The organism is Mycobacterium sp. 2-64, assembly GCF_035918375.1.
GTDB classification, from domain to species: domain Bacteria; phylum Actinomycetota; class Actinomycetes; order Mycobacteriales; family Mycobacteriaceae; genus Mycobacterium; species Mycobacterium intracellulare.
In genome coordinates this window covers 1,656,386-1,675,238 of record NZ_CP142361.1, presented here as the reverse complement: position 1 = coordinate 1,675,238, position 18,853 = coordinate 1,656,386, and the positions used below count along the sequence as shown (strand labels likewise).

Annotated in this window: 20 protein-coding genes; 7 read left to right on the top strand and 13 right to left on the bottom strand. The window is 70.0% G+C overall.

Features of this window, described 5'->3' with window-relative positions:
• Nucleotides 1–293: 293 nt before the first annotated feature.
• Nucleotides 294–563, bottom strand: a complete 270-nt coding sequence (gene rpsO / locus QGN31_RS08150; RefSeq protein ID WP_003878661.1) for a 30S ribosomal protein S15 — start codon at nt 561–563, stop codon at nt 294–296.
• Between the two features lie 169 nt (nt 564–732).
• Here rpsO and QGN31_RS08145 point away from each other — a divergent pair, with 169 nt between their 5' ends.
• Both QGN31_RS08145 and QGN31_RS08140 read left to right on the top strand, forming a co-directional pair.
• Nucleotides 733–1,074, top strand: coding sequence for an ArsR/SmtB family transcription factor (locus tag QGN31_RS08145; protein WP_036453363.1), 342 nt, complete (start codon nt 733–735; stop codon nt 1,072–1,074).
• A gap of 3 nt (nt 1,075–1,077) precedes the next feature.
• Nucleotides 1,078–1,563, top strand: coding sequence for an SRPBCC family protein (locus QGN31_RS08140; RefSeq protein WP_014385417.1), 486 nt, complete (start codon nt 1,078–1,080; stop codon nt 1,561–1,563).
• Nucleotides 1,564–1,576: 13 nt separating this feature from the next.
• Here the strand turns inward: QGN31_RS08140 and QGN31_RS08135 are convergent, their stop codons facing one another.
• Nucleotides 1,577–2,554 carry a bifunctional riboflavin kinase/FAD synthetase gene (locus QGN31_RS08135; RefSeq protein ID WP_036453365.1) on the bottom strand — a complete coding sequence of 326 codons (978 nt, stop codon included), beginning with the start codon at nt 2,552–2,554 and terminating at the stop codon, nt 1,577–1,579.
• A gap of 113 nt (nt 2,555–2,667) precedes the next feature.
• Here QGN31_RS08135 and mntR point away from each other — a divergent pair, with 113 nt between their 5' ends.
• Nucleotides 2,668–3,360 carry a manganese-binding transcriptional regulator MntR gene (gene mntR, locus QGN31_RS08130; protein ID WP_009955351.1) on the top strand — a complete coding sequence of 231 codons (693 nt, stop codon included), beginning with the start codon at nt 2,668–2,670 and terminating at the stop codon, nt 3,358–3,360.
• A 1-nt stretch (nt 3,361) separates the two neighbouring features.
• Here mntR and QGN31_RS08125 read toward each other — a convergent pair whose 3' ends face one another.
• From QGN31_RS08125 to QGN31_RS08105, 5 genes are all read right to left on the bottom strand, one after another.
• Entirely contained in the window at nt 3,362–4,606 is a 1,245-nt protein-coding gene (locus QGN31_RS08125) for an acyl-CoA dehydrogenase family protein (protein WP_014385419.1), read from the bottom strand.
• Between the two features lie 6 nt (nt 4,607–4,612).
• The gene (locus QGN31_RS08120) at nt 4,613–5,803 is read right to left on the bottom strand and encodes a lipid-transfer protein (protein WP_009955346.1); all 1,191 of its coding nucleotides are present in this window, start codon (nt 5,801–5,803) and stop codon (nt 4,613–4,615) included.
• 182 nt (nt 5,804–5,985) lie between these two features.
• Entirely contained in the window at nt 5,986–6,891 is a 906-nt protein-coding gene (gene truB / locus QGN31_RS08115) for a tRNA pseudouridine(55) synthase TruB (protein ID WP_014942584.1), read from the bottom strand.
• Entirely contained in the window at nt 6,888–7,571 is a 684-nt protein-coding gene (pptT, locus tag QGN31_RS08110; RefSeq protein WP_008258687.1) for a 4'-phosphopantetheinyl transferase PptT, read from the bottom strand. Before pptT ends, truB begins: the two co-directional genes overlap by 4 nt.
• The gene (locus tag QGN31_RS08105) at nt 7,568–8,545 is read right to left on the bottom strand and encodes a metallophosphoesterase family protein (protein WP_014385423.1); all 978 of its coding nucleotides are present in this window, start codon (nt 8,543–8,545) and stop codon (nt 7,568–7,570) included. The genes pptT and QGN31_RS08105 overlap by 4 nt, the downstream gene beginning before the upstream one ends.
• 147 nt (nt 8,546–8,692) lie before the next feature.
• Here QGN31_RS08105 and QGN31_RS08100 point away from each other — a divergent pair, with 147 nt between their 5' ends.
• A complete protein-coding gene (locus QGN31_RS08100; protein ID WP_014380652.1) occupies nt 8,693–9,283 on the top strand; it encodes a hypothetical protein in 591 nt (196 codons plus the stop codon).
• A 1-nt stretch (nt 9,284) separates the two neighbouring features.
• Nucleotides 9,285–11,006, top strand: a complete 1,722-nt coding sequence (locus tag QGN31_RS08095; RefSeq protein ID WP_014942585.1) for a CocE/NonD family hydrolase — start codon at nt 9,285–9,287, stop codon at nt 11,004–11,006.
• On the opposite strand, the gene QGN31_RS08090 is transcribed toward QGN31_RS08095, so the two are convergent.
• The gene (locus QGN31_RS08090; protein WP_014942586.1) at nt 10,965–11,525 is read right to left on the bottom strand and encodes a DUF1802 family protein; all 561 of its coding nucleotides are present in this window, start codon (nt 11,523–11,525) and stop codon (nt 10,965–10,967) included. The genes QGN31_RS08095 and QGN31_RS08090 overlap by 42 nt on opposite strands.
• Nucleotides 11,522–11,791, bottom strand: a complete 270-nt coding sequence (locus QGN31_RS08085) for a DUF2277 domain-containing protein (protein ID WP_008258698.1) — start codon at nt 11,789–11,791, stop codon at nt 11,522–11,524. Before QGN31_RS08085 ends, QGN31_RS08090 begins: the two co-directional genes overlap by 4 nt.
• Nucleotides 11,792–11,862: 71 nt before the next feature.
• Here QGN31_RS08085 and QGN31_RS08080 point away from each other — a divergent pair, with 71 nt between their 5' ends.
• Both QGN31_RS08080 and QGN31_RS08075 read left to right on the top strand, forming a co-directional pair.
• Nucleotides 11,863–12,612 carry an enoyl-CoA hydratase gene (locus tag QGN31_RS08080; RefSeq protein WP_014942587.1) on the top strand — a complete coding sequence of 250 codons (750 nt, stop codon included), beginning with the start codon at nt 11,863–11,865 and terminating at the stop codon, nt 12,610–12,612.
• 49 nt (nt 12,613–12,661) lie between these two features.
• A complete protein-coding gene (locus tag QGN31_RS08075; RefSeq protein WP_043955180.1) occupies nt 12,662–13,228 on the top strand; it encodes a hypothetical protein in 567 nt (188 codons plus the stop codon).
• Here the strand turns inward: QGN31_RS08075 and QGN31_RS08070 are convergent.
• The 4 genes from QGN31_RS08070 to infB are packed head-to-tail and all read right to left on the bottom strand — an operon-like array spanning nt 13,225 to nt 18,798.
• Nucleotides 13,225–14,559: an MATE family efflux transporter gene (locus tag QGN31_RS08070; RefSeq protein ID WP_014942589.1), complete on the bottom strand. Its 1,335-nt coding sequence runs from the start codon at nt 14,557–14,559 to the stop codon at nt 13,225–13,227. The genes QGN31_RS08075 and QGN31_RS08070 overlap by 4 nt on opposite strands.
• Nucleotides 14,556–15,557 carry a DHH family phosphoesterase gene (locus tag QGN31_RS08065; RefSeq protein ID WP_193375512.1) on the bottom strand — a complete coding sequence of 334 codons (1,002 nt, stop codon included), beginning with the start codon at nt 15,555–15,557 and terminating at the stop codon, nt 14,556–14,558. The genes QGN31_RS08070 and QGN31_RS08065 overlap by 4 nt, the downstream gene beginning before the upstream one ends.
• Nucleotides 15,532–16,020 (bottom strand): 30S ribosome-binding factor RbfA, encoded by a 489-nt coding sequence (rbfA, locus tag QGN31_RS08060; protein WP_008258717.1) that lies wholly within the window; start codon nt 16,018–16,020, stop codon nt 15,532–15,534. The genes QGN31_RS08065 and rbfA overlap by 26 nt, the downstream gene beginning before the upstream one ends.
• A gap of 6 nt (nt 16,021–16,026) precedes the next feature.
• A complete protein-coding gene (infB, locus tag QGN31_RS08055; protein WP_014942591.1) occupies nt 16,027–18,798 on the bottom strand; it encodes a translation initiation factor IF-2 in 2,772 nt (923 codons plus the stop codon).
• Between the last annotated feature and the right edge of the window lie 55 nt (nt 18,799–18,853).

Genomic DNA, 18,853 nt, shown 5'->3' with positions numbered 1-18,853 from the left:
GGGAGCTATCCCGAAGAGCCAGTCTGAATGCGGCTACGGCCATCGATCGAAGCGGCCGAGAAGCCCCAGATCCGGAGAGCCCGGCAGCCACTACCGAAGACCGCCCGATGCAGACTGGGCTGCTCCCTCGAAGGTGCGTAGTGACACGCTGGAACGGCGCACGCGGATCTGCGTGGCCGCACCGTTTTGCTCGGGCCGAACCGGCCCAGAACGTCCTTACTCTACACGGGCGGGCCCGCCCCGCCAGCATCGCGCGGGATCGGGCGGGCGTCATAGCCCCGGTGACGGCGGCGTCAGCGGCGCAGGCCGAGGCGCTCGACCAGCGAGCGGTAGCGCTCCACGTCGATCTGGGCGACGTATTTGAGCAGCCGGCGACGGCGCCCGACCAGCAGCAACAGGCCGCGCCGCGAGTGGTGGTCGTGCTTGTGCACCTTGAGGTGCTCGGTCAGGTCGGCGATCCGCTTGGTCAGCAGCGCGACCTGCGCCTCCGGGGAACCGGTGTCGGTGTCATGCAGGCCGTAGGTGCCCAGGATTTCTTTTTTCTGCTCGGCTGTCAGCGCCACGAACTATCTCCATCAATCGGTGCCGCGAAAATTTCGGTCGTGGCCGCCGCGGACTGCAGCACACTCCGTATCGGGGGGCGAGTCTATCAGCGGCCGCGATGTTCGCCGAAATCGCAGGCCAGCGCCGCACACTTGACAACATACAACCATTTGGTTGTATGTTTGCCGGGTGGATGTGGACGAAGAGGACCGGGTGGACGCCCTGTTCCACGCGCTCGCCGACCGAACCCGGCGCGACATCATGCGACGGACGCTGGCCGGGGAACACTCGGTTTCCACGCTCGCCCGCAAGTACGACATGAGCTTCGCCGCGGTGCAGAAGCACGTCGTCGTGCTCGAGAAGGCCGGCCTGGTCACCAAACGACGCAGCGGTCGCGAGCAGCTGGCCAGCGGTGACGTGACGGCCGTGCGGTCGGTGGCCTCGATGCTCGCCGAGTTGGAACTCCTCTGGCGCGACCGGATCGCACGCATCGACGAACTCATCTCATCCGACTCAACCAAGGAGGACTGAACCATGCCCGTAACCGGCGTCGAGCACGATCCCGACAACCTGACGCTGACCATCACCGCGGACTTCGCCGCGCCGGTGCACCGGATCTGGCAGGTCTACGCCGACCCGCGTCAACTGGAGAAGGTGTGGGGGCCGCCGTCCCATCCGGCGACCGTCGTCGACCACAGCCTGACGCCCGGAGGTCGCACGACGTATTTCATGACCGGTCCGGACGGCGAGAAATACGCCGGATATTGGGAGATCACGGCCGTCGACGAGCCGACGAGCTTCTCGTTCCTCGACGGCTTCGCCGACCTGGACTTCAACCCGAACCCCGGACTGCCGGTCTCGAGGAACGTCTACACCTTCACCGAGCACGACGGCGGCACTCGCGCGACCTACGTGAGCGCCTTCGAGTCCGCCGAGGCGCTGCAACAGGTGCTGGACATGGGGGTGGTCGAGGGCTCGTCGTCGGCCATCAACCAGATCGACGACCTGGTCGCTTCCTGAAAACCGCGGTGGATCAGTCCTGCGTCGACAGGATGGTGCGGGCCCGTTCGGTGTCCTCGCCCATCGCGACGATGAGTTCCTCCACGGAGCCGAACTTGTGCTGCCCACGGATGCGGCCGACGAAATCCAGCGCCACGTGCTGCCCGTACAGGTCGGCGTCGGTGTCCAGGACGAACGCCTCGACGGTGCGGGTGCGCCCGGAGAAGGTCGGGTTGGTGCCGACGGACACCGCGGCCTGGTAACGCTCACCCGGGATGACGGTGCCGGTCACCGGGCCGTGGCCGAGGACGGTGAACCACGCGGCGTACACGCCGTCGGCCGGGATGGCCGAATACATCGGCGGCGCCACGTTCGCGGTCGGGAAGCCCAGTTCGGCACCGCGCCCGTGACCCCGCACCACCACGCCCTCGACCCGGTGCGGGCGACCCAGGGCCTCGGTGGCCGCCACCACGTCGCCGGCGTCCACGCAGGACCGGATGTAGGTGGACGAGAACGTGACGGTCTCGTTGCTGTGGTGCTCGGAGAGCAGCGACATCGACTCCACGGCGAACCCGAATCGATCGCCGGCGCGCCGCAGGGTCTCGACGTTGCCGGTCGCCTTCTTGCCGAAGGTGAAGTTCTCCCCCACGACGACCTCGACCACGTGCAGGTTCTCCACCAGCAGCTCGTGCACGTAGCGGTCCGGCGTGAGTTTCATGAAGTCGGTGGTGAACGGCATCACCAAGAAGACGTCGATGCCCAGCTCCTCGACCAGCTCGGCGCGCCGCGTCAGCGTCGTCAACTGGGCCGGATGGCTGCCGGGATAGACCACTTCCATCGGGTGCGGGTCGAACGTCATCAACACCGTCGGCACGCTGCGCGCCCGCCCCGCTTTCACCGCATGCGCGATCAGCTCCGCGTGCCCGCGATGCACACCATCGAACACACCGATGGTGAGCACACACCTGCCCCAGTCCGTGGGAATCTCGTCTTGGCCGCGCCACCGCTGCACGACCGCAAGCCTACGGCGCCGAGTGCCCGGCCGGGAGATCCAGAGGGCCCGACACCCGCCAGGGTGGCGGGGAACACGCCGGATTTGGATGGGGTTGCCTAAACTTTGTCGTTGTGAGTGCTGACGAAGAGCGTGGCGGTCTCACCGCGGTCGGCCAGGACTACCTCAAGGCGATCTGGAATGCCCAGGAGTGGTCCCCCGACAAGGTCAGCACGAAGATGCTGGCCGAGAAGATCGGGGTGTCGGCCAGCACGGCCTCGGAGTCGATCCGCAAACTCGCCGAGCAGGGCCTCGTCGACCACGAGAAGTACGGCGCGGTGACGCTGACCGAGGCCGGACGGCGCGCGGCGCTCGAGATGGTGCGCCGGCACCGGCTGCTGGAGACCTTCCTGGTCAACGAGCTGGGCTACGCGTGGGACGAGGTGCACGACGAGGCCGAGGTGCTCGAGCACGCGGTGTCGGATCGTCTGGTTTCCCGCATCGACGCCAAGCTGGGATTCCCGCAGCGCGATCCGCACGGCGACCCCATCCCCGCCACCGACGGGCAGGTGCCCACCCCGCCGGCGCGCCAGCTGTGGGCGTGCGGCGACGGCGACGCCGGGACGGTGGCCCGCATCTCCGACGCCGACCCCGAGATGCTGCGCTACTTCACCGACGTGGGCATCAACCTCGACTCCCGGCTGCGGGTGCTGACCCGCCGCGAGTTCGCGGGCATGATCTCGGTGGCGATCGAATCCGGCGACGGCGACGAGACGACCGTCGACCTGGGCAGCCCGGCCGCGCGGGCGATCTGGGTGACCGCGTAGCTCAGTCGGCCAGCAATCCCTTGGCGATGTGGGTGATCTGCACCTCGTTGCTGCCGGCGTAGATCATCAGCGACTTGGCGTCGCGGGCCAGCTGCTCCACGCGGTACTCGGCCATATATCCGTTGCCGCCGAACAGTTGCACGGCCTCCATGGCCACCTCGGTCGCCGCCTCCGACGAGTACAGCTTGATCGCCGACGCCTCGGCCAGCGTCAGCGGCTTACCGGCCTGTTGGCGCTCGATGGTGTGAAAGACCATGTTCTGCACGTTCATTCGCGCGATCTCCATCTTGGCCAGCTTGAGCTGGATCAGCTGGAACTGCCCGATGTTCTTGCCCCACAGCGTGCGGCTCTTCGCGTAGTCGACGCACAGCCGGTGGCATTCGTCGATGATGCCCAGGGCCATCATGGCGATCCCGATCCGCTCGGCGGCGAAGTTGGCGCGGGCGCTGTCGCGGCCGTCGCCGTCGGTGTGCTGTTCGCTCTCGCCGAGCAGCCGGTCCGGGCTCAGCCGCACGTTGTCGAAGAACAGCTCGCCGGTCGGCGAGGACATCATGCCCATCTTCTTGAACGGCTTGCCCTGCGTCAGGCCCGGCATGCCGGCGTCGAGCACGAACACCAGCACCGGGCGGTTGCGCTTGTCCACCTTCGTCGGGTCGGCGTCGCCCTCGTCGAGTTTGGCGTACACGACCAGGACGTCGGCGCAGGGCCCGTTGGTGATGAACGTCTTCTGCCCGTTGAGGATGTAATCGGCACCGTCGCGTTTGACGTAGGTCTTCATGCCGCCGAACGCATCCGAGCCCGAGTCCGGCTCGGTGATGGCCCATGCCGCAATCTTTTCCAGCGTCATCAGCTCGGGCAGCCAGCGTTCCTTCTGCGCCAGCGTGCCGCGGCTCATGATGGTCGCCGCACCCAGGCCGAGGCTCACCGACGCGGTGCTCAGCAACCCGATGCTGACCCGGGCGATCTCGGAGACCAGCACCGCGATCATCGATCCCTGGGCTCCGCCGCCGAAACCGCTTGCCTCGCCGTCGCTTTGACGCTCTCCCGAGCGCTCCCGGTCCAGCATCTTCTTGACCGATTCGGCGGCCATGGCATCGAGGCCGAACTGGCTGAACAGCTTGCGCGCGATCGGATAGGGCGACATCGCGCCGGTTTCCAATTCGTCGAGATGCGGGCGGATCTCCTTGTCGACGAACTGCCGAACGGCGTCGCGGACCATCAGGTCGGTGTCGGACCACTCGATCATGGCGCCCTAGCGTTCGGCGCGCTGGTAGGCGGTGACGACGGCGGCGCCGCCCAGCCCGATGTTGTGTTGCAGTGCGGCGCTGACGTTGTCGACCTGACGCGCCTCGGCCGTCCCGCGCAGCTGCCACGTCAGTTCCGCGCACTGCGCCAGCCCGGTCGCGCCCAGGGGATGCCCCTTGGAGATCAGGCCACCGGAGGGGTTGACCACCCAGCGGCCGCCGTAGGTGGTGTCGTTGTTGTCGATCAGCTTGGGCGCCTCACCCGGCCCACACAGGCCCAGCGCCTCGTAGAGCAGCAGCTCGTTGGCCGAGAAGCAGTCGTGCAGTTCGATCACCTGGAAGTCCTGCGGACCCAGCCCGGACTGGTCGTAGACCTGTTGTGCGGCTTGCACATTCATGTCGTAGCCGATGAGGTTCTTGGCGCTCCCGTCGAACGTCGAGGCGAAGTCGGTGGTCATGGCCTGACCGACGATCTCGACGGCCTGGCCCGCCAGCCCGTGGCTGTCGACGAAGCTCTCCGAGGCCAGGATGGCCGCGCCCGAACCGTCGGAGGTCGGCGAGCACTGCAGCTTGGTCAGCGGGTCGGAGATCATCCGCGCCGCCAGGATGTCCTCGAGCGTGTAGGACTCCTGGAACTGCGCGAACGGGTTGTTCACCGAGTGCTTGTGATTCTTATAGCCGATCTTGGCGAAATGCTCTGCGGTGGAACCGTATTGCTTCATGTGCTCGCGGCCGGCGGCGCCGAACATCCACGGCGCGACGGGCATCGCGAACTCGTCGATCGCGGCCATCGCCTTGACGTGCTTGCCCATCGGCGATTCGCGGTCCTGAGCTCCGCCGCCCAGCGAACCGGGCTGCATCTTCTCGAAACCCAGCGCGATCGCGCAGTCGACGATGCCGCCGCGGATCGCCTGCGCGGCGAGGAAGAGCGCGGTGGAGCCGGTGGAGCAGTTGTTGTTGACGTTGACCACCGGGATACCCGTCATGCCGAGCTCGTAGAGCGCGCGCTGCCCGGACGTCGAATCCCCGGCGACGTAGCCGACGTAGCCCTGCTGCACCTCGTGGTAGGCGATGCCGGCGTCGGCCAGCGCGTTGGTCCCCGACTCACGCGCCATGTCGGGGTAGTCCCAGCCCTCGCGGCGACCCGGCTTCTCGAATTTCGTCATGCCGACGCCGATGACGTAAACCTTGTTGGACATCTTGTTGGACATCGTTGTCCCTTCCCGTGGGCCGCCTGGATACCTCAGTCTGCAACGTAGCCCAACCAACCGCTCGGCCGGGACCCGTTAGAGCGTCGCCGGGCGGGATCGATGGCCCGCCTCCTCCTCAGTCCGTTCCGGACTGCATCGTCGCCGGGCGGGATCGATGGCCCGCCTCCTCCTCAGTCCGTTCCGGACTGCATCGTCGCCGGGCGGACCACCACCACCGACTTGGTCCGCGCCCCCTCGTCGCGCAACAGCGCAACCACCCGGCCGTCGGGGTCACAGGCGGCGTAGACGCCGTCGATCCCGGCCGCCGGCAGGGACCGGCCGTTGGCGGCGGCGTCGGCCTCCCCGGCGGACAACTCCCGGCGCGGAAAGATCAGCAGGCAGGCCTCGTCGAGGCTGTAGCTCAGCCGCGGCCGCTCGGCGAGCTCGTCGAGCGAATACGCCTGGTCTAGCCCGAAGCGGCCGGCCCGGGTGCGGCGCAACGCCGTCAGGTGCCCGCCCACCCCCAGCGCGGCACCCAGATCGCGGGCCAGCGCACGGATGTAGGTCCCCGACGAGCAATCGACCTCGACGTCGACGTCGAGCACGTCCACGCCGTGCGGTCCGGGGCGAATGTCGCGCACGTCGAACCGGTCGATGCGCACCGGGCGGGCCTCGAGCTCGACGGCGTGGCCCTCGCGGGCCAGGCGGTAGGCGCGCTTGCCGCCCACCTTGATGGCGCTGACCGTCGAGGGCACCTGCGCGATGTCACCCCGCAGCCCCTCGACGGCGGTCCCGATCGCCTCGGCGGTCAGGTGCCCCGCCGGGACGCTGCGCACCGGCTCGCCCTCGGCGTCGTCGGTCGACGTGCTCTGGCCCAGGCGGATGGTGGCCGCGTACGACTTCGAAGAAGCCGACAGCAGGCCGAGGATCTTGGTGGCGCGCTCGACGCCGATCACCAGCACTCCGGTGGCCATCGGGTCCAGGGTCCCCGCGTGCCCCACCCGCCGGGTGGAGAAGATCCGGCGGCAGCGGCCCACGACGTCGTGGCTGGTCATCGCCGGCGGCTTGTCGACGACGACGATGCCCGGACCGCTCATAGGACGATGGCGGTCAGCACCAGCCCGCGCTCGACCGACCAGCGGCCCGCCAGCTCCGTCAGCGGCGGACCGGACAGCGCCGCCGGATCGATCAGGATCCGCGAGACGAACCGGCCCGTCGCCGCGCCGGGGCCGTCGGACTCGAACGTGATGTGGGCGTCCTCGAAGCCCAGCCACCGTTTGGTCAGCGGGAACCACGCCTTGTACGTCGCCTCCTTGGCGCAGAACAGGATTCGGTCCCAATGCAGATCCCCCGACAGGTGGGCGGGGATCTCGGTGCGTTCGGCCGGCAGGCTGATCGCGTTGAGCACGCCGTCGGGCAACACGTCGTGCGGTTCGGCGTCGATCCCCACCGAGCGCAGCGCGTCGGTGCGGCCCACCACCGCGCCGCGGTACCCCGTGCAGTGGGTGAGGCTGCCGACCACGCCGTCGGGCCAGCAGGGTTCTCCCTTCTCGCCCTTGAGGATCGGCACCGGTGGCAGGCCGAGCTCGCCCAGCGCGATGCGGGCGCAGTGCCGGACGGTGATGAACTCGTTGCGCCGCTTGGCCACCGATCTCGCGATCAACGGCTCCTCTTCGGGCAGCGGGGCGAGATCGGGCGGATCGGAATACACCTCCGAGTAGGCCAGGCCGTCGGTGGCCGGCAACACGGAGGACACCAGCGTGTGCTCCCCCGTCATCGTGATTGCCGCTGCCGCAACCGTTCCCGGAACTGCGTGGCCTGCTGTCGCATCTCGGGGGTGATCTCGAAGTGGCCGCCGAAGTCGTTGAGGTCACCGGGCGCGTACTGGGGATCCGGCAGTACCTGGCGCAGCCAGCTGGGCGGCTTGCGGCGCCGCCACTCCCGCGGATAGCCCACCGACACCTCCTCGAAGCGCACGTCGTCATACCAGGTGGTGCGCGGGATGTGCAGGTGACCGTAGACCGAGCAGACGGCGTTGTAGCGGGTGTGCCAGTCGGCGGTCTTGGTGGTTCCGCACCACAGCGAGAACTCCGGGTAGAACAGCGCGTCGCAGGGATCGCGGACCAACGGGAAGTGGTTCACCAGAACGGTCGGCGTCATCCAGTCCAGCTCTTCGAGGCGGGCACGGGTGATCTCCAGGCGCTCGCGGCACCACGCCTCGCGGGTGGGGTACGGCTCCGGGGAGAGCAGGAACTCGTCGGTGGCCACCACGTTGCGGTCCCGCGCGATGGTCAGCCCCTCGGCTTTGCTCGTGGCCCCCTCGGGCAAGAAGCTGTAGTCGTAGAGCAGGAACATCGGCACGATCGTGGCCGGACCGCCGCGCTCGGTCCAGACCGGGAACGGATGCTCCGGCGTGATCACACCCATCTCGTCGCACATGTTGACCAGGTAGTCGTAGCGCGCCTTGCCGAAGACCTGCACGGGGTCGCGGGTGGTGGTCCACAGCTCGTGGTTGCCGGGCACCCAGATCACCTCGGCGAACCGCCGTCGTAGCAGGTCAAGGGCCCAGCGAATCTCGTCGGTGCGCTCGGCGACGTCGCCGGCGACGATCAGCCAGTCGTCCGGCGACGACGGATGCAGCGATTCGGTGACCGGCTTGTTGCCGAGGTGACCGGTGTGCAGGTCGGACACCGCCCACAGCGTCGGTTGCCCACCGTTGGTCGAGTCCTGCCCCGATCTATGCCCAGCCACGAATAACCACCCTAACGACCCGGGCCGGGCGATCTGTTTTCGCGCCCGGTCGGCGGGTGAACTAGAACAAGTTCACCTTTGCCTGTGACCCCGAGCGCGCGACTTGTACACTCCCCCGAAAGGACCGCTGCGGCGTCAGGGGGTGTCGTGTTCGCCAATGTTCGTCTGATGGGGGCGCTCGGTGCGCTGCTCACAGCGGCCATCGGGGGCACGGTGGGCGTGTTGTCCGGTTCCCCTTCCCTACCGGGTGGCGGCGATCGACCCGTCGAGCTGCGGTCGACCGCCCAGCCGATGGAAACCACGATGAAGAGCCCGATCGTGGCGACCACCGATCCGCGCCCGTTCGACGCGTGCGAGGACATCCCGTTCGACGTCGTCCAGCGCCTCGGGCTGGGATTCACACCGCCCGAGCACGAGGACGGGCTGCGCTGCCACTTCGACGCCGGCAACTATCAGGTGGCCGTCGAGCCAATCATCTGGCGCACCTACGAGGCCTCGCTGCCCGCCGACGCCGTCGAGACGACGATCGCGGGCCACCGCGCCGCGCAGTACTGGGTGCTCAAGCCGACCTATCACAACAGCTACTGGTTCTACTCCTGCATGGTCGTGTTCAAGACCAGTTACGGGGTGCTGCAGCAGGCGCTGTACTACTCGACCGTCTACTCCGACCCCGAGGTCGATTGCATGCAGACCAACCTGCAGCGCGCCAACGACCTCGCTCCGTATTACAAGTTCTAGGGTGAGCATCACCTCGATCCGCCCCGCGCAGCCGACCCTGCACACCCTGAATCACTTGGGCGGCAAGGCCCTTGGCCGGTTGCTGGGTCTGCCGCCGGCGACCACCGACTACACCGTGGAGCGCGTGCGCGTGCCGATGCGCGACGGGGTCGCCTTGGTGGCCGACCATTACACGCCCGCCACCCCCGTCGGCACCCTGCTGGTCCGCAGCCCCTACGGACGCGGATTCCCGTTCACCCTGATATTCGGCGCGCTGTACGCGGCGCGCGGCTACCACGTGGTGCTGCAGAGTGTGCGCGGAACGTTCGGGTCCGGCGGGGTTTTCGAGCCGATGGCCGACGAGATCGCCGACGGCGCGGACACCGTCGCATGGCTGCGTGAGCAGCCGTGGTTCACCGGCAGCTTCGCCACCATCGGCATGTCGTACCTGGGATTCACGCAGTGGGCCCTGTTGCAGGATCCCCCGCCGGAACTGTCCACCGCGGTGATCGCGGTGGGACCGCACGACTTCAACGAATCGACTTGGGGCACAGGGTCGTTCGCGGTCAACGACTTCCTGGGCTGGAGCGACATGGTGGCGCACCAGGAGGACCCGGTGCGCGCCCGCGCCGCGCTGCGCCAGTTGCAGACCCGCCGCAAGGTGCCGCGGGCCGCGGCCGCGACGCCACTGGGCGAAGCCGCCCGGGCCCTGCTCGGCACGGGCGCACCCTGGTTCGAATCGTGGGCCGAACACAGCGATCCCGGCGATCCCTTCTGGAATGCGTTGCGCTGCAACGAGGCGCTGGACCGGGTTCAGGTGCCCGTGCTGCTCATCGGCGGCTGGCAGGACCTCTTCATCAGGCAGACGCTGCGGCAGTACGCGCATCTGCACGGCCGGGGAGTCGATGTCGCGCTCACCGTCGGCCCGTGGACGCACACCCAGCTGCTCACCACCGGGCTCGCCACCTGCGCCCGGGAGACGCTGGATTGGCTGGGCACCCACCTCGGCGGGGCCCCCGCCCGCCGGCCCGCCCCGGTCCGGGTCTACGTCACCGGCGTGGGTCGGGGCCAAGGGTGGCGCAGCCTGCCCGCGTGGCCGCCCGTCACCACCGAGCGCGCGCTGTACCTGCGGCCCGGTGGCTACCTGGGTGAGACCGCCCCGACGCTGAAAGGGCTGTCCCCGGCCACGTTTCGCTACGACCCGGCCGATCCGACACCCACCATCGGCGGCCCGATGCTGTCCGCCAACGGGGGTTACCGCGACGACGGCCGGCTCGCGTCGCGCGCCGACGTGCTGGCGTTCACCAGCGCCACCCTCACCCAGGACCTGTACGCCTACGGAACCCCGGTCGTCGAGCTCGCACACGGCGCCGACAATCCGCACGTCGACCTGTTCGTGCGGGTGAGTGAGGTCGATGCGAAGGGCCGGTCGCGCAACGTGAGCGAGGCCTACCGCCGGTTGGCCACCGCGGCGAAGACGAAGTCGGAGAAGGTCGTTCGCCTCGACCTCGACGGCATCGCCCACCGGTTCCGCGCCGGGTCACGCATCCGGGTGCTGATCGCCGGCAGTTGGTCCCCGCGCTACGCGCACAACCTCGGCGGCGACGCACCGGTGCTGACCGCCCGGCGCGCCACGCCGGTCACCCACAGCGTGCGCTACGGACGCTCCCGGCTGGTGTTGCCCGTCGGCCCGGCGGAGTTGTCAGCCGACGGCGTCGCGGACGCGGGCGGCGACGGCGTCTAGCGCGGGATCGTCGTGCACCGGCGCCGCCAACGGTGCGTGCACCGGCAGCTCCACCCAGCTCTTGCAGCCGGCGTATTCGGGCGTCCGGGCGATGCGCGCCGGTTCGGCCAACGGGATCACCGACACCACCAGCACGGCCAGCTTGTGCTTGGGGCGAAAATCGAGCCGGTCGGCGCGCACCGACTCGGGCGTCCAGATGTGCAGGTCCTCGATGGCCGCCAGGCCGTCGGGCCGCTCAACAGCCACCGCCGCAACGACTTTCGCGGCCGCGCGGATCACCAGCTCGTCGTCGGTGCTGTCGGCGGCGGCGGGCTCGAGCAGGTCTCGATGTTCGGTGCGCACCCGCTCGGCGTGGCTGTGCGCGACCGTCGGGAACAACAGGAATTCGCGGGCGGCAAGGTCGAACCGCTTCTCCCCGATGCCCCCCTTGCGCAGCAGCACCCGTTGGCGGCCGTCGAGCAGGGCGTGGACCGCGGCGCTCCACTCTTTGAGCGCGGGCATCGTGGCGGTCACCGTCATGTCGCACCCGCCAACCGGGCCACCACCTCGGGCCGGCGCAACGGCGGCACCGTCTTGGGCGGCTGACGCCGCGGGGCCAGCCGCCCGAGCAGCCGGGTCGTCGTCTCGGTGACCTCGGCGACCGCCTGCTCGAACGCCTCGGCGTTGACGGCCGACGGGTGGGTGATGCCGCTGACCTTGCGCACGTACTGGCGGGCCGCCGCGGCGATTTCCTCCGCGGTGGCCGCCGGCTGAAGACCCCGCAGTTCGGTGATGTTCCGGCACATGGTCCCCACGATAAGCGCTGCCCCGCCGTACCGCCTCCGGTCGCAACGGACGGCTGACTACGGTTGCATTCATGACCGACGAGATCCTGCTGATCGACACCGAGGAACGGGTCCGCACCCTGACCCTGAACCGACCCCAATCGCGCAACGCGCTGTCCTCGGCGTTGCGGGACCGCTTCTTCGGCGCGCTGGCCGACGCCGAAACCGACGACGACGTCGACGTCGTCATCGTCACCGGCGCCGACCCGGTGTTCTGCGCGGGACTCGATCTCAAGGAGCTCGGCGGCTCGTCGGCGCTGCCGGACATCTCGCCGCGGTGGCCGGCGATGACCAAGCCGGTGATCGGCGCCATCAACGGCGCCGCCGTGACCGGCGGGCTGGAGCTGGCGCTGTACTGCGACATCCTGATCGCCTCGGAGAACGCCCGCTTCGCCGACACGCACGCCCGGGTGGGCCTGCTGCCCACCTGGGGGCTGAGCGTGCGGTTACCGCAGAAGGTGGGCATCGGCCTGGCCCGGCGGATGAGCATGACCGGCGACTACCTGTCCGCCGCCGACGCGCTGCGCGCCGGCCTGGTGACCGAGGTGGTGCCCCACGAGCGGCTGCTGGGTGCCGCGCGCCAGGTCGCCGCGTCGATCGTGGGGAACAACCAGGACGCGGTGCGGGCGCTGCTGGCGTCCTATCACCGCATCGACGACGCGCAGACCGGCGCGGGGCTCTGGCAGGAGGCGATGGCGGCCCGGCAATTCCGGACCAGCGGCGACGACATCGCCGCCAACCGCGAGGCCGTGCTGCAACGCGGGCGGGCCCAGGTCCGCTGACCGGGCGGTCCGGTCGGGCCGATTTCCGGCCACCCAATACGATCAGGTGATGCGCGCGGTTGTGGGAATCAGCAGGGCGCTCGCCTGCCTGGCGCTGGCGGCATCGGCGATCGCGGCCGGTGGCCCCCTCGCGGCCGCGCAGCCACCGCCCAAGTTCCCCAACCTCGACGGCTACACCGCCGTCCCGGCCGAGGGCTACCTCAGCACCGGCGCCTCGCCGCGGATCGCCTTTTCGGCCCCGTACGCGCTGGTCTGTGACTTTTACGGCGGGCCGCCGCCCGCGCCGCAACCCTCGCAGGACATCAAGTGCAAGGGCGACATGTCGGGCATGGACGACGTCCCCATCCCCGGGGGCCGCCCGCGGCCGGGCGATTGCGTCGTGGGTTCCGTCGACTTCAAGGGCCCCGGCTACCAGTTGAGCCGCATGTCCTACAGCGGATGCGACGGCAACCCGCCCGCGCTGCCCACGGGCGCCAAGCTGTTGGCCGCGGGTCAGAAGTTGACCTACCTCAACGTCACCTGCGCGGTGGGAGCCGACAACCTGGTCACCTGCCTGGACACCACCAGCGGCGACCACGGATTCGTCGTGCAGCGCTCGGGCAGCTGGGCGTTCTAGCGGCCCGTGGTGGCCGCCCAGCGGCCCGAGATCGCCCGGGCGCCAACGAAGACCAGCCGCAGCAGCACGAACGTGGTCAGCCCCGTCCAGATGCCCGCCAGTCCCCAGCCGAACACCAGCGACAGCCAGATCAACGGCAAGAAGCCGACCAGCGCGCTGATCACGGTGGCGGTGCGCATGAATGCGGCGTCCCCCGCACCCAGCAGCACGCCATCGAGGGCGAAAACAATTCCGGCAAAGGGTAATTGGGCCACCAGGAACCACCACGGCACCCCGATCGCGGCCAGCACCGAACGGTCGTCGGTGAACAGGCGGGGCAGCGCGGAAAACCCGACCGCGCAGATGGCCGCCAGCAGGGCGGCGGCCGCGGTCGAGAACAGCGTCACCCGTCGCGCGACCGATTTCGCGTGTGCGGCGTCACCGGCGCCCAGCGCGGCGCCCACGAGGGCCTGCGCCGCTATCGCCAACGAATCCAGCACCAGCGCAAGGAATTCCCACAGCTGCAGCACGACCTGGTGCGCGGCCAACGCCGAGGCGCCGAATCGGGCGGCGACCGCGCCCGCCGAGACGAAGCAGGCCTGAAAAGCCAGCGTCCGCACCACCAGGTCCCGGCCCATCACGAGTTGGGCCCGCAGCACGGCGCGGTCCAGCCGCAGCGGTGCCCGCTCGGCCAGCAGCGCGCGCCCGAACAGCACCGCGGCCAGCCACTGGCCCGCCAGGTTGGCCACCGCCGATCCGGCCAGCCCCAACCGCGGCAACCCCAGCCAGCCGTAGACCAACAGCGGGCACAGCAGCGCCGAAAGCCCAAAGCCGGCAACCACATAACGCAGCGGGCGGACGGTGTCCTGCACGCCGCGCATCCACCCGTTCCCCGCCAGAGACACCAATATGGCCGGGGCGCCGAAGATCGCGATGCGCAGCCACGGCAGCGCCGCCGCGGCGATCGCCTCCCCGCCCACTTTGCCGCCGGCGATCACCGACACCAGCGGCACCGCCGCGGCCTGCACCGCGATCACGACGAGTGCGCCCAGCCCCAGCGCCAACCACGTCGCCTGCACGCCCTCGGTCACCGCCGACGAGCGGTTGCCGGCGCCGAAGTGGCGGGCCGAGCGTGCCGTCGTGCCGTAGGACAGGAAGGTGAGGTCGGAACCCACCAGGCTGAGCAGTAGCCCGCCGATGGCCAGCCCGGCCAGGCTCAGGGCGCCGAGCCGGCCGACGACCGCGGTATCGAAGAGCAGGTAGAGCGGTTCGGCCGCCAGCACGCCCAGCGCGGGTAGCGCCAGACCGGCGATCCGACGGCCCCCGGCGTCGGGTCGATCCGGCTCGGTCACCCGAGCGCGGTGCGCAGCGCCGCGACGGCGTCCTCGATCGGGCCGGTGGTCGAGTAGCCGGCCGCCAGCCGGTGCCCGCCGCCGCCGAATGCGGACGCGACCGTCGCCAGGTCCACTTCGGCCTTGGCCCGCATCGATACCGACCACTGCCCCGGCGCGACCTCCTTGAAGACCGCGGCCACCTCGGCCTGCTGCGTGGTCCGCACGATGTCGACGATGCTTTCGACTTCCTCCGGGCGGGACCCGCTCCAATCCTGGTGGCCGACAACGGCATACACCAGCCCCCGGCCGCCGGCCGCGCCCGGCACCAACTGGGCCGACGCCAGCACGCGCGACAGCAGCGGCAGCCATCCGAACGGATGGGTGTCCATCAGGGTCCGGCTGATTGCGGCGTTGTCCACGCCGGCGTCGACTAGCCGTGCGGCCAGACGAAGGGCGCGCGCGCTGGCCCAGCGGAACGATCCGGTATCGGTCGTCAGGCCGGCATAGATGCAATGCGCGACGTCTGGATCGATGGGCTTGCCCCACGCGTCGAGGATGTCGGCGATCATCATCGTCGTCGAATCCGCCGACACGTCAACGAAATTGGCGGTCCCGAACATGTCGTTGGAGGCGTGGTGGTCGATGACCAGCACCTCGGCGCCCGACACGGCCAGCTCGCTCAACGCGCCCAGCCGCTTGACGCTCGGAACGTCAACGGTGACAACCAGATCGACGTCGCGGCGCATCGCGTCCGGGCTGACCAGCAGGTGACGGCCCGGCAGCGATGCCAGCGATTCCGGGAGACCGGCGGGCTCGGCGAAACTGACCTCGACCCGCTTGCCGCACTTGTCGAGCACCAAACCCAACGCCAGACCGGCGCCGATGGTGTCGGCGTCGGGATGCACGTGGGCGATCACCGCGACGGTGGTGGCGTCCGACAGTAGGTCGACGGCGGCCGGCGCGTCGACGCGTGCACCCACACCGGCGAGTTCAGTATTCGCGTTGGTCGTCGTCACCGATGCTCCCGTCGAGGCCGGGCTCGGCGCCCGATCCGCTATCCCGGTATGGATCGGCCTCCCCAGCCGGCTTGGCGCCCGAACGAACCCGCGCCAGATCAGCGTCCGCGGCGCGGGCCCGCGCCAGCAACTCGTCCATCCGCTGCACGTTGTCCGACGTGGTGTCGCGGGTGAACGTGAGGGTGGGCGTGAAGCGCACGCCGGTGCCCGCCCCGACCATGGTGCGCAGCGCGCCCTTGGCCCGCTCCAGCGCGGCCGCGGCGGCGCCGTAGTCCGGCTCGTCGTCCAGCGTGCGCCCCATGACCGTGTAGAACACGGTCGCGTCGTGCAGGTCGGCGGTCACCTTCGCGTCCACGATGGTGACCCCGTCGAGCCCGGGGTCCTTGATCTCGAACTCGATCGCCGAGGCGACGATCGTGTTGATCCGCTTGGCCAGGCGGCGGGCCCGGGCGGGGTCAGCCATGCCGGGTCACGACCGTTCCTTTTGGACCAGCTCGTAGGACTCGATGATGTCGCCTTCCTTGATGTCGGAATAGCCCAGCGTCATACCGCATTCGAAGCCCTCGCGGACCTCGGTCACATCATCCTTTTCGCGTCGCAGCGAGTTGATCGTGAGGTTCTCGGTGACCACGACGTTGTCGCGCAGCAACCGGGCCTTGGCGTTGCGCCGCACCACGCCGGAGCTGATCATGCAGCCGGCGATGATGCCGACCTTGGAGGACCGGAAGATCGCCCGGATCTCGGCGCGACCCAGCTGGTTCTCCTCGTAGATCGGCTTGAGCATGCCGCGCAGGGCCTTCTCGATCTCGTCGATCGCCTGGTAGATCACCGAGTAGTAGCGGATCTCCACGCCCTCGCGGTTGGCCAGCTCGGTGGCCTTGCCCTCGGCCCGCACGTTGAAGCCGATGATCACCGCGTCCGACGCCGACGCCAGGTTGACGTTGGTTTCGGTGATGCCACCGACGCCGCGGTCGATGACGCGCAGCGCCACCTCGTCGTCGATCTGGATGCCCATCAGGGCCTCTTCGAGCGCCTCGACCGTACCGGCGTTGTCGCCCTTGAGGATCAGGTTCAGCTGGCTGGTTTCCTTCAGCGCCGAGTCCAGGTCCTCCAGGCTGATCCGCTTGCGCGAGCGGGCGGCCAGCGCGTTGCGCTTGCGCGCGCTGCGCTTGTCGGCGATCTGGCGGGCGATGCGGTCCTCGTCGACGACCAGCAGGTTGTCACCGGCGCCGGGCACCGACGTGAACCCGATGACCTGCACGGGCCGCGACGGCAACGCCTCTTCGACGTCGTCGCCGTGCTCGTCGACCATGCGGCGCACGCGCCCGTAGGCGTCGCCGGCGACCACCGAGTCGCCGACGCGCAGCGTGCCGCGCTGCACCAGCACGGTCGCGACCGGCCCGCGGCCGCGGTCCAGGTGCGCCTCGATCGCGACACCCTGGGCCTCCATGTCGGGGTTGGCCCGCAGGTCCAGGGCGGCGTCGGCGGTCAGCAGGACCGCCTCGAGCAGCGCGTCGATGTTGGTGCCCTGCTTGGCGGAGATGTCGACGAACATCGTCTCGCCACCGAAATCCTCTGCCACCAAACCGTATTCGGTGAGCTGGCCGCGGATCTTGGCCGGGTCGGCGCCCTCCACGTCGATCTTGTTGACCGCGACCACGATGGGCACGTCGGCGGCCTGCGCGTGGTTGATGGCCTCCACCGTCTGGGGCATGACGCCGTCGTCGGCGGCCACCACCAGGATCGCGATGTCGGTGGCCTTCGCGCCGCGGGCACGCATGGCGGTGAACGCCTCGTGACCCGGGGTGTCGATGAAGGTGATCGGCCGCTCGTCGCCGTCGTGCTCGACGGACACCTGGTAGGCGCCGATGTGCTGGGTGATGCCGCCCGCCTCGGCCTCGCGCACGTTGGCCTTACGGATGGTGTCCAGCAGCCGGGTCTTACCGTGGTCGACGTGACCCATCACGGTCACCACCGGCGGGCGGGTCTGCAGGTCTTCCTCGGTGCCTTCGTCCTCGCCGTAGGTCAGATCGAAGGACTCGAGCAGCTCGCGGTCCTCGTCCTCCGGGCTGACGACCTGGACGACGTAGTTCATCTCGCTGCCCAGCAGCTCGAGCGTCTCGTCGCCCACCGATTGGGTGGCCGTCACCATCTCACCGAGGTTGAACAGCGCCTGCACCAGCGAGGCCGGGTTGGCGTTGATCTTGTCGGCGAAGTCGGAGAGCGACGCGCCGCGGGCCAGCCGGATCGTCTCGCCGTTGCCGTGCGGCAACCGCACACCGCCGACGACCGGGGCCTGCATGTTCTCGTACTCGGCGCGCTTCGCCCGCTTCGACTTGCGGCCACGCCGGGGCGCGCCGCCGGGACGGCCGAACGCGCCGGCCGCACCGCCGCGCTGGCCGGGACGGCCGCCGCCGCCACCGGGCCGGCCGCGGAAACCGCCGCCGCCTCCGGGCGGGGCGCCGACTCCGCCGCCACCGCCGCGGTAGTTGCCGCCTCCTCCGTCACGACCGCCGGGACCACCGGGCCGGCCGCCGCCGGGCCGCGGGGCGCCGGGGCGCGGCGGGCGGCCCTGTCCGGCGGCGCCGGCGGGCCGGGGTGGCATGTTGCCCGGGGAGGCGCCGGGCCGCGGCGCGCCCGGGCGGGGCGCTCCGGGACGCGGCGCCGCCGGGCGCGGGATGGGCCGGTCGACGGGTTGCGCCGACGAGAACGGGTTGTTGCCGACGCGCGGGGCGCGGGGCTTGGGGATGGGGCCGGGGCGCGGGCCCGGCGTCATGCCAGGGTGCGGCGCCTGGCCGGGAGCGGGCGGCTTCGGCTGCCCTGGCGACGGCGCCGACGGGCGCGCGGGGGCCGGCCCCGGTCGCGCCGGGGCGTCGCTCGGCGCGGCGCCGGAGGCCTGGGCGGCGGCAGCGGGCGCCGCGCCACCGGGCTGGGCCGGCGTCGCGGTCGCTTCGCCGTTGCCGGCGGGCTTGTTGATCGCGTTGTCGAGGGCCGCGTCGAGCGACTTGTCGGGGGCCTTGTCGGGGGCCTTGGCGTCGCCTTTCGCGGCCTTCGCGGGGGCCTTCTCGGCCGCGGGCTTGCCGCCGCCGAAGGACTCGCGCAGCCGGCGAGCGACCGGCGCTTCTACCGTCGACGATGCGGATTTGACGAATTCGCCCTGATCATTCAGTCGGGCGAGGACTTCCTTGCTGGTGACACCGAGTTCCTTAGCCAACTCGTGTACGCGGGCCTTACCTGCCACTACATCTCCTGTCTATGAGGCGACAGTCGTGGGGCCGCGCCTCGGGTTTAGCTAT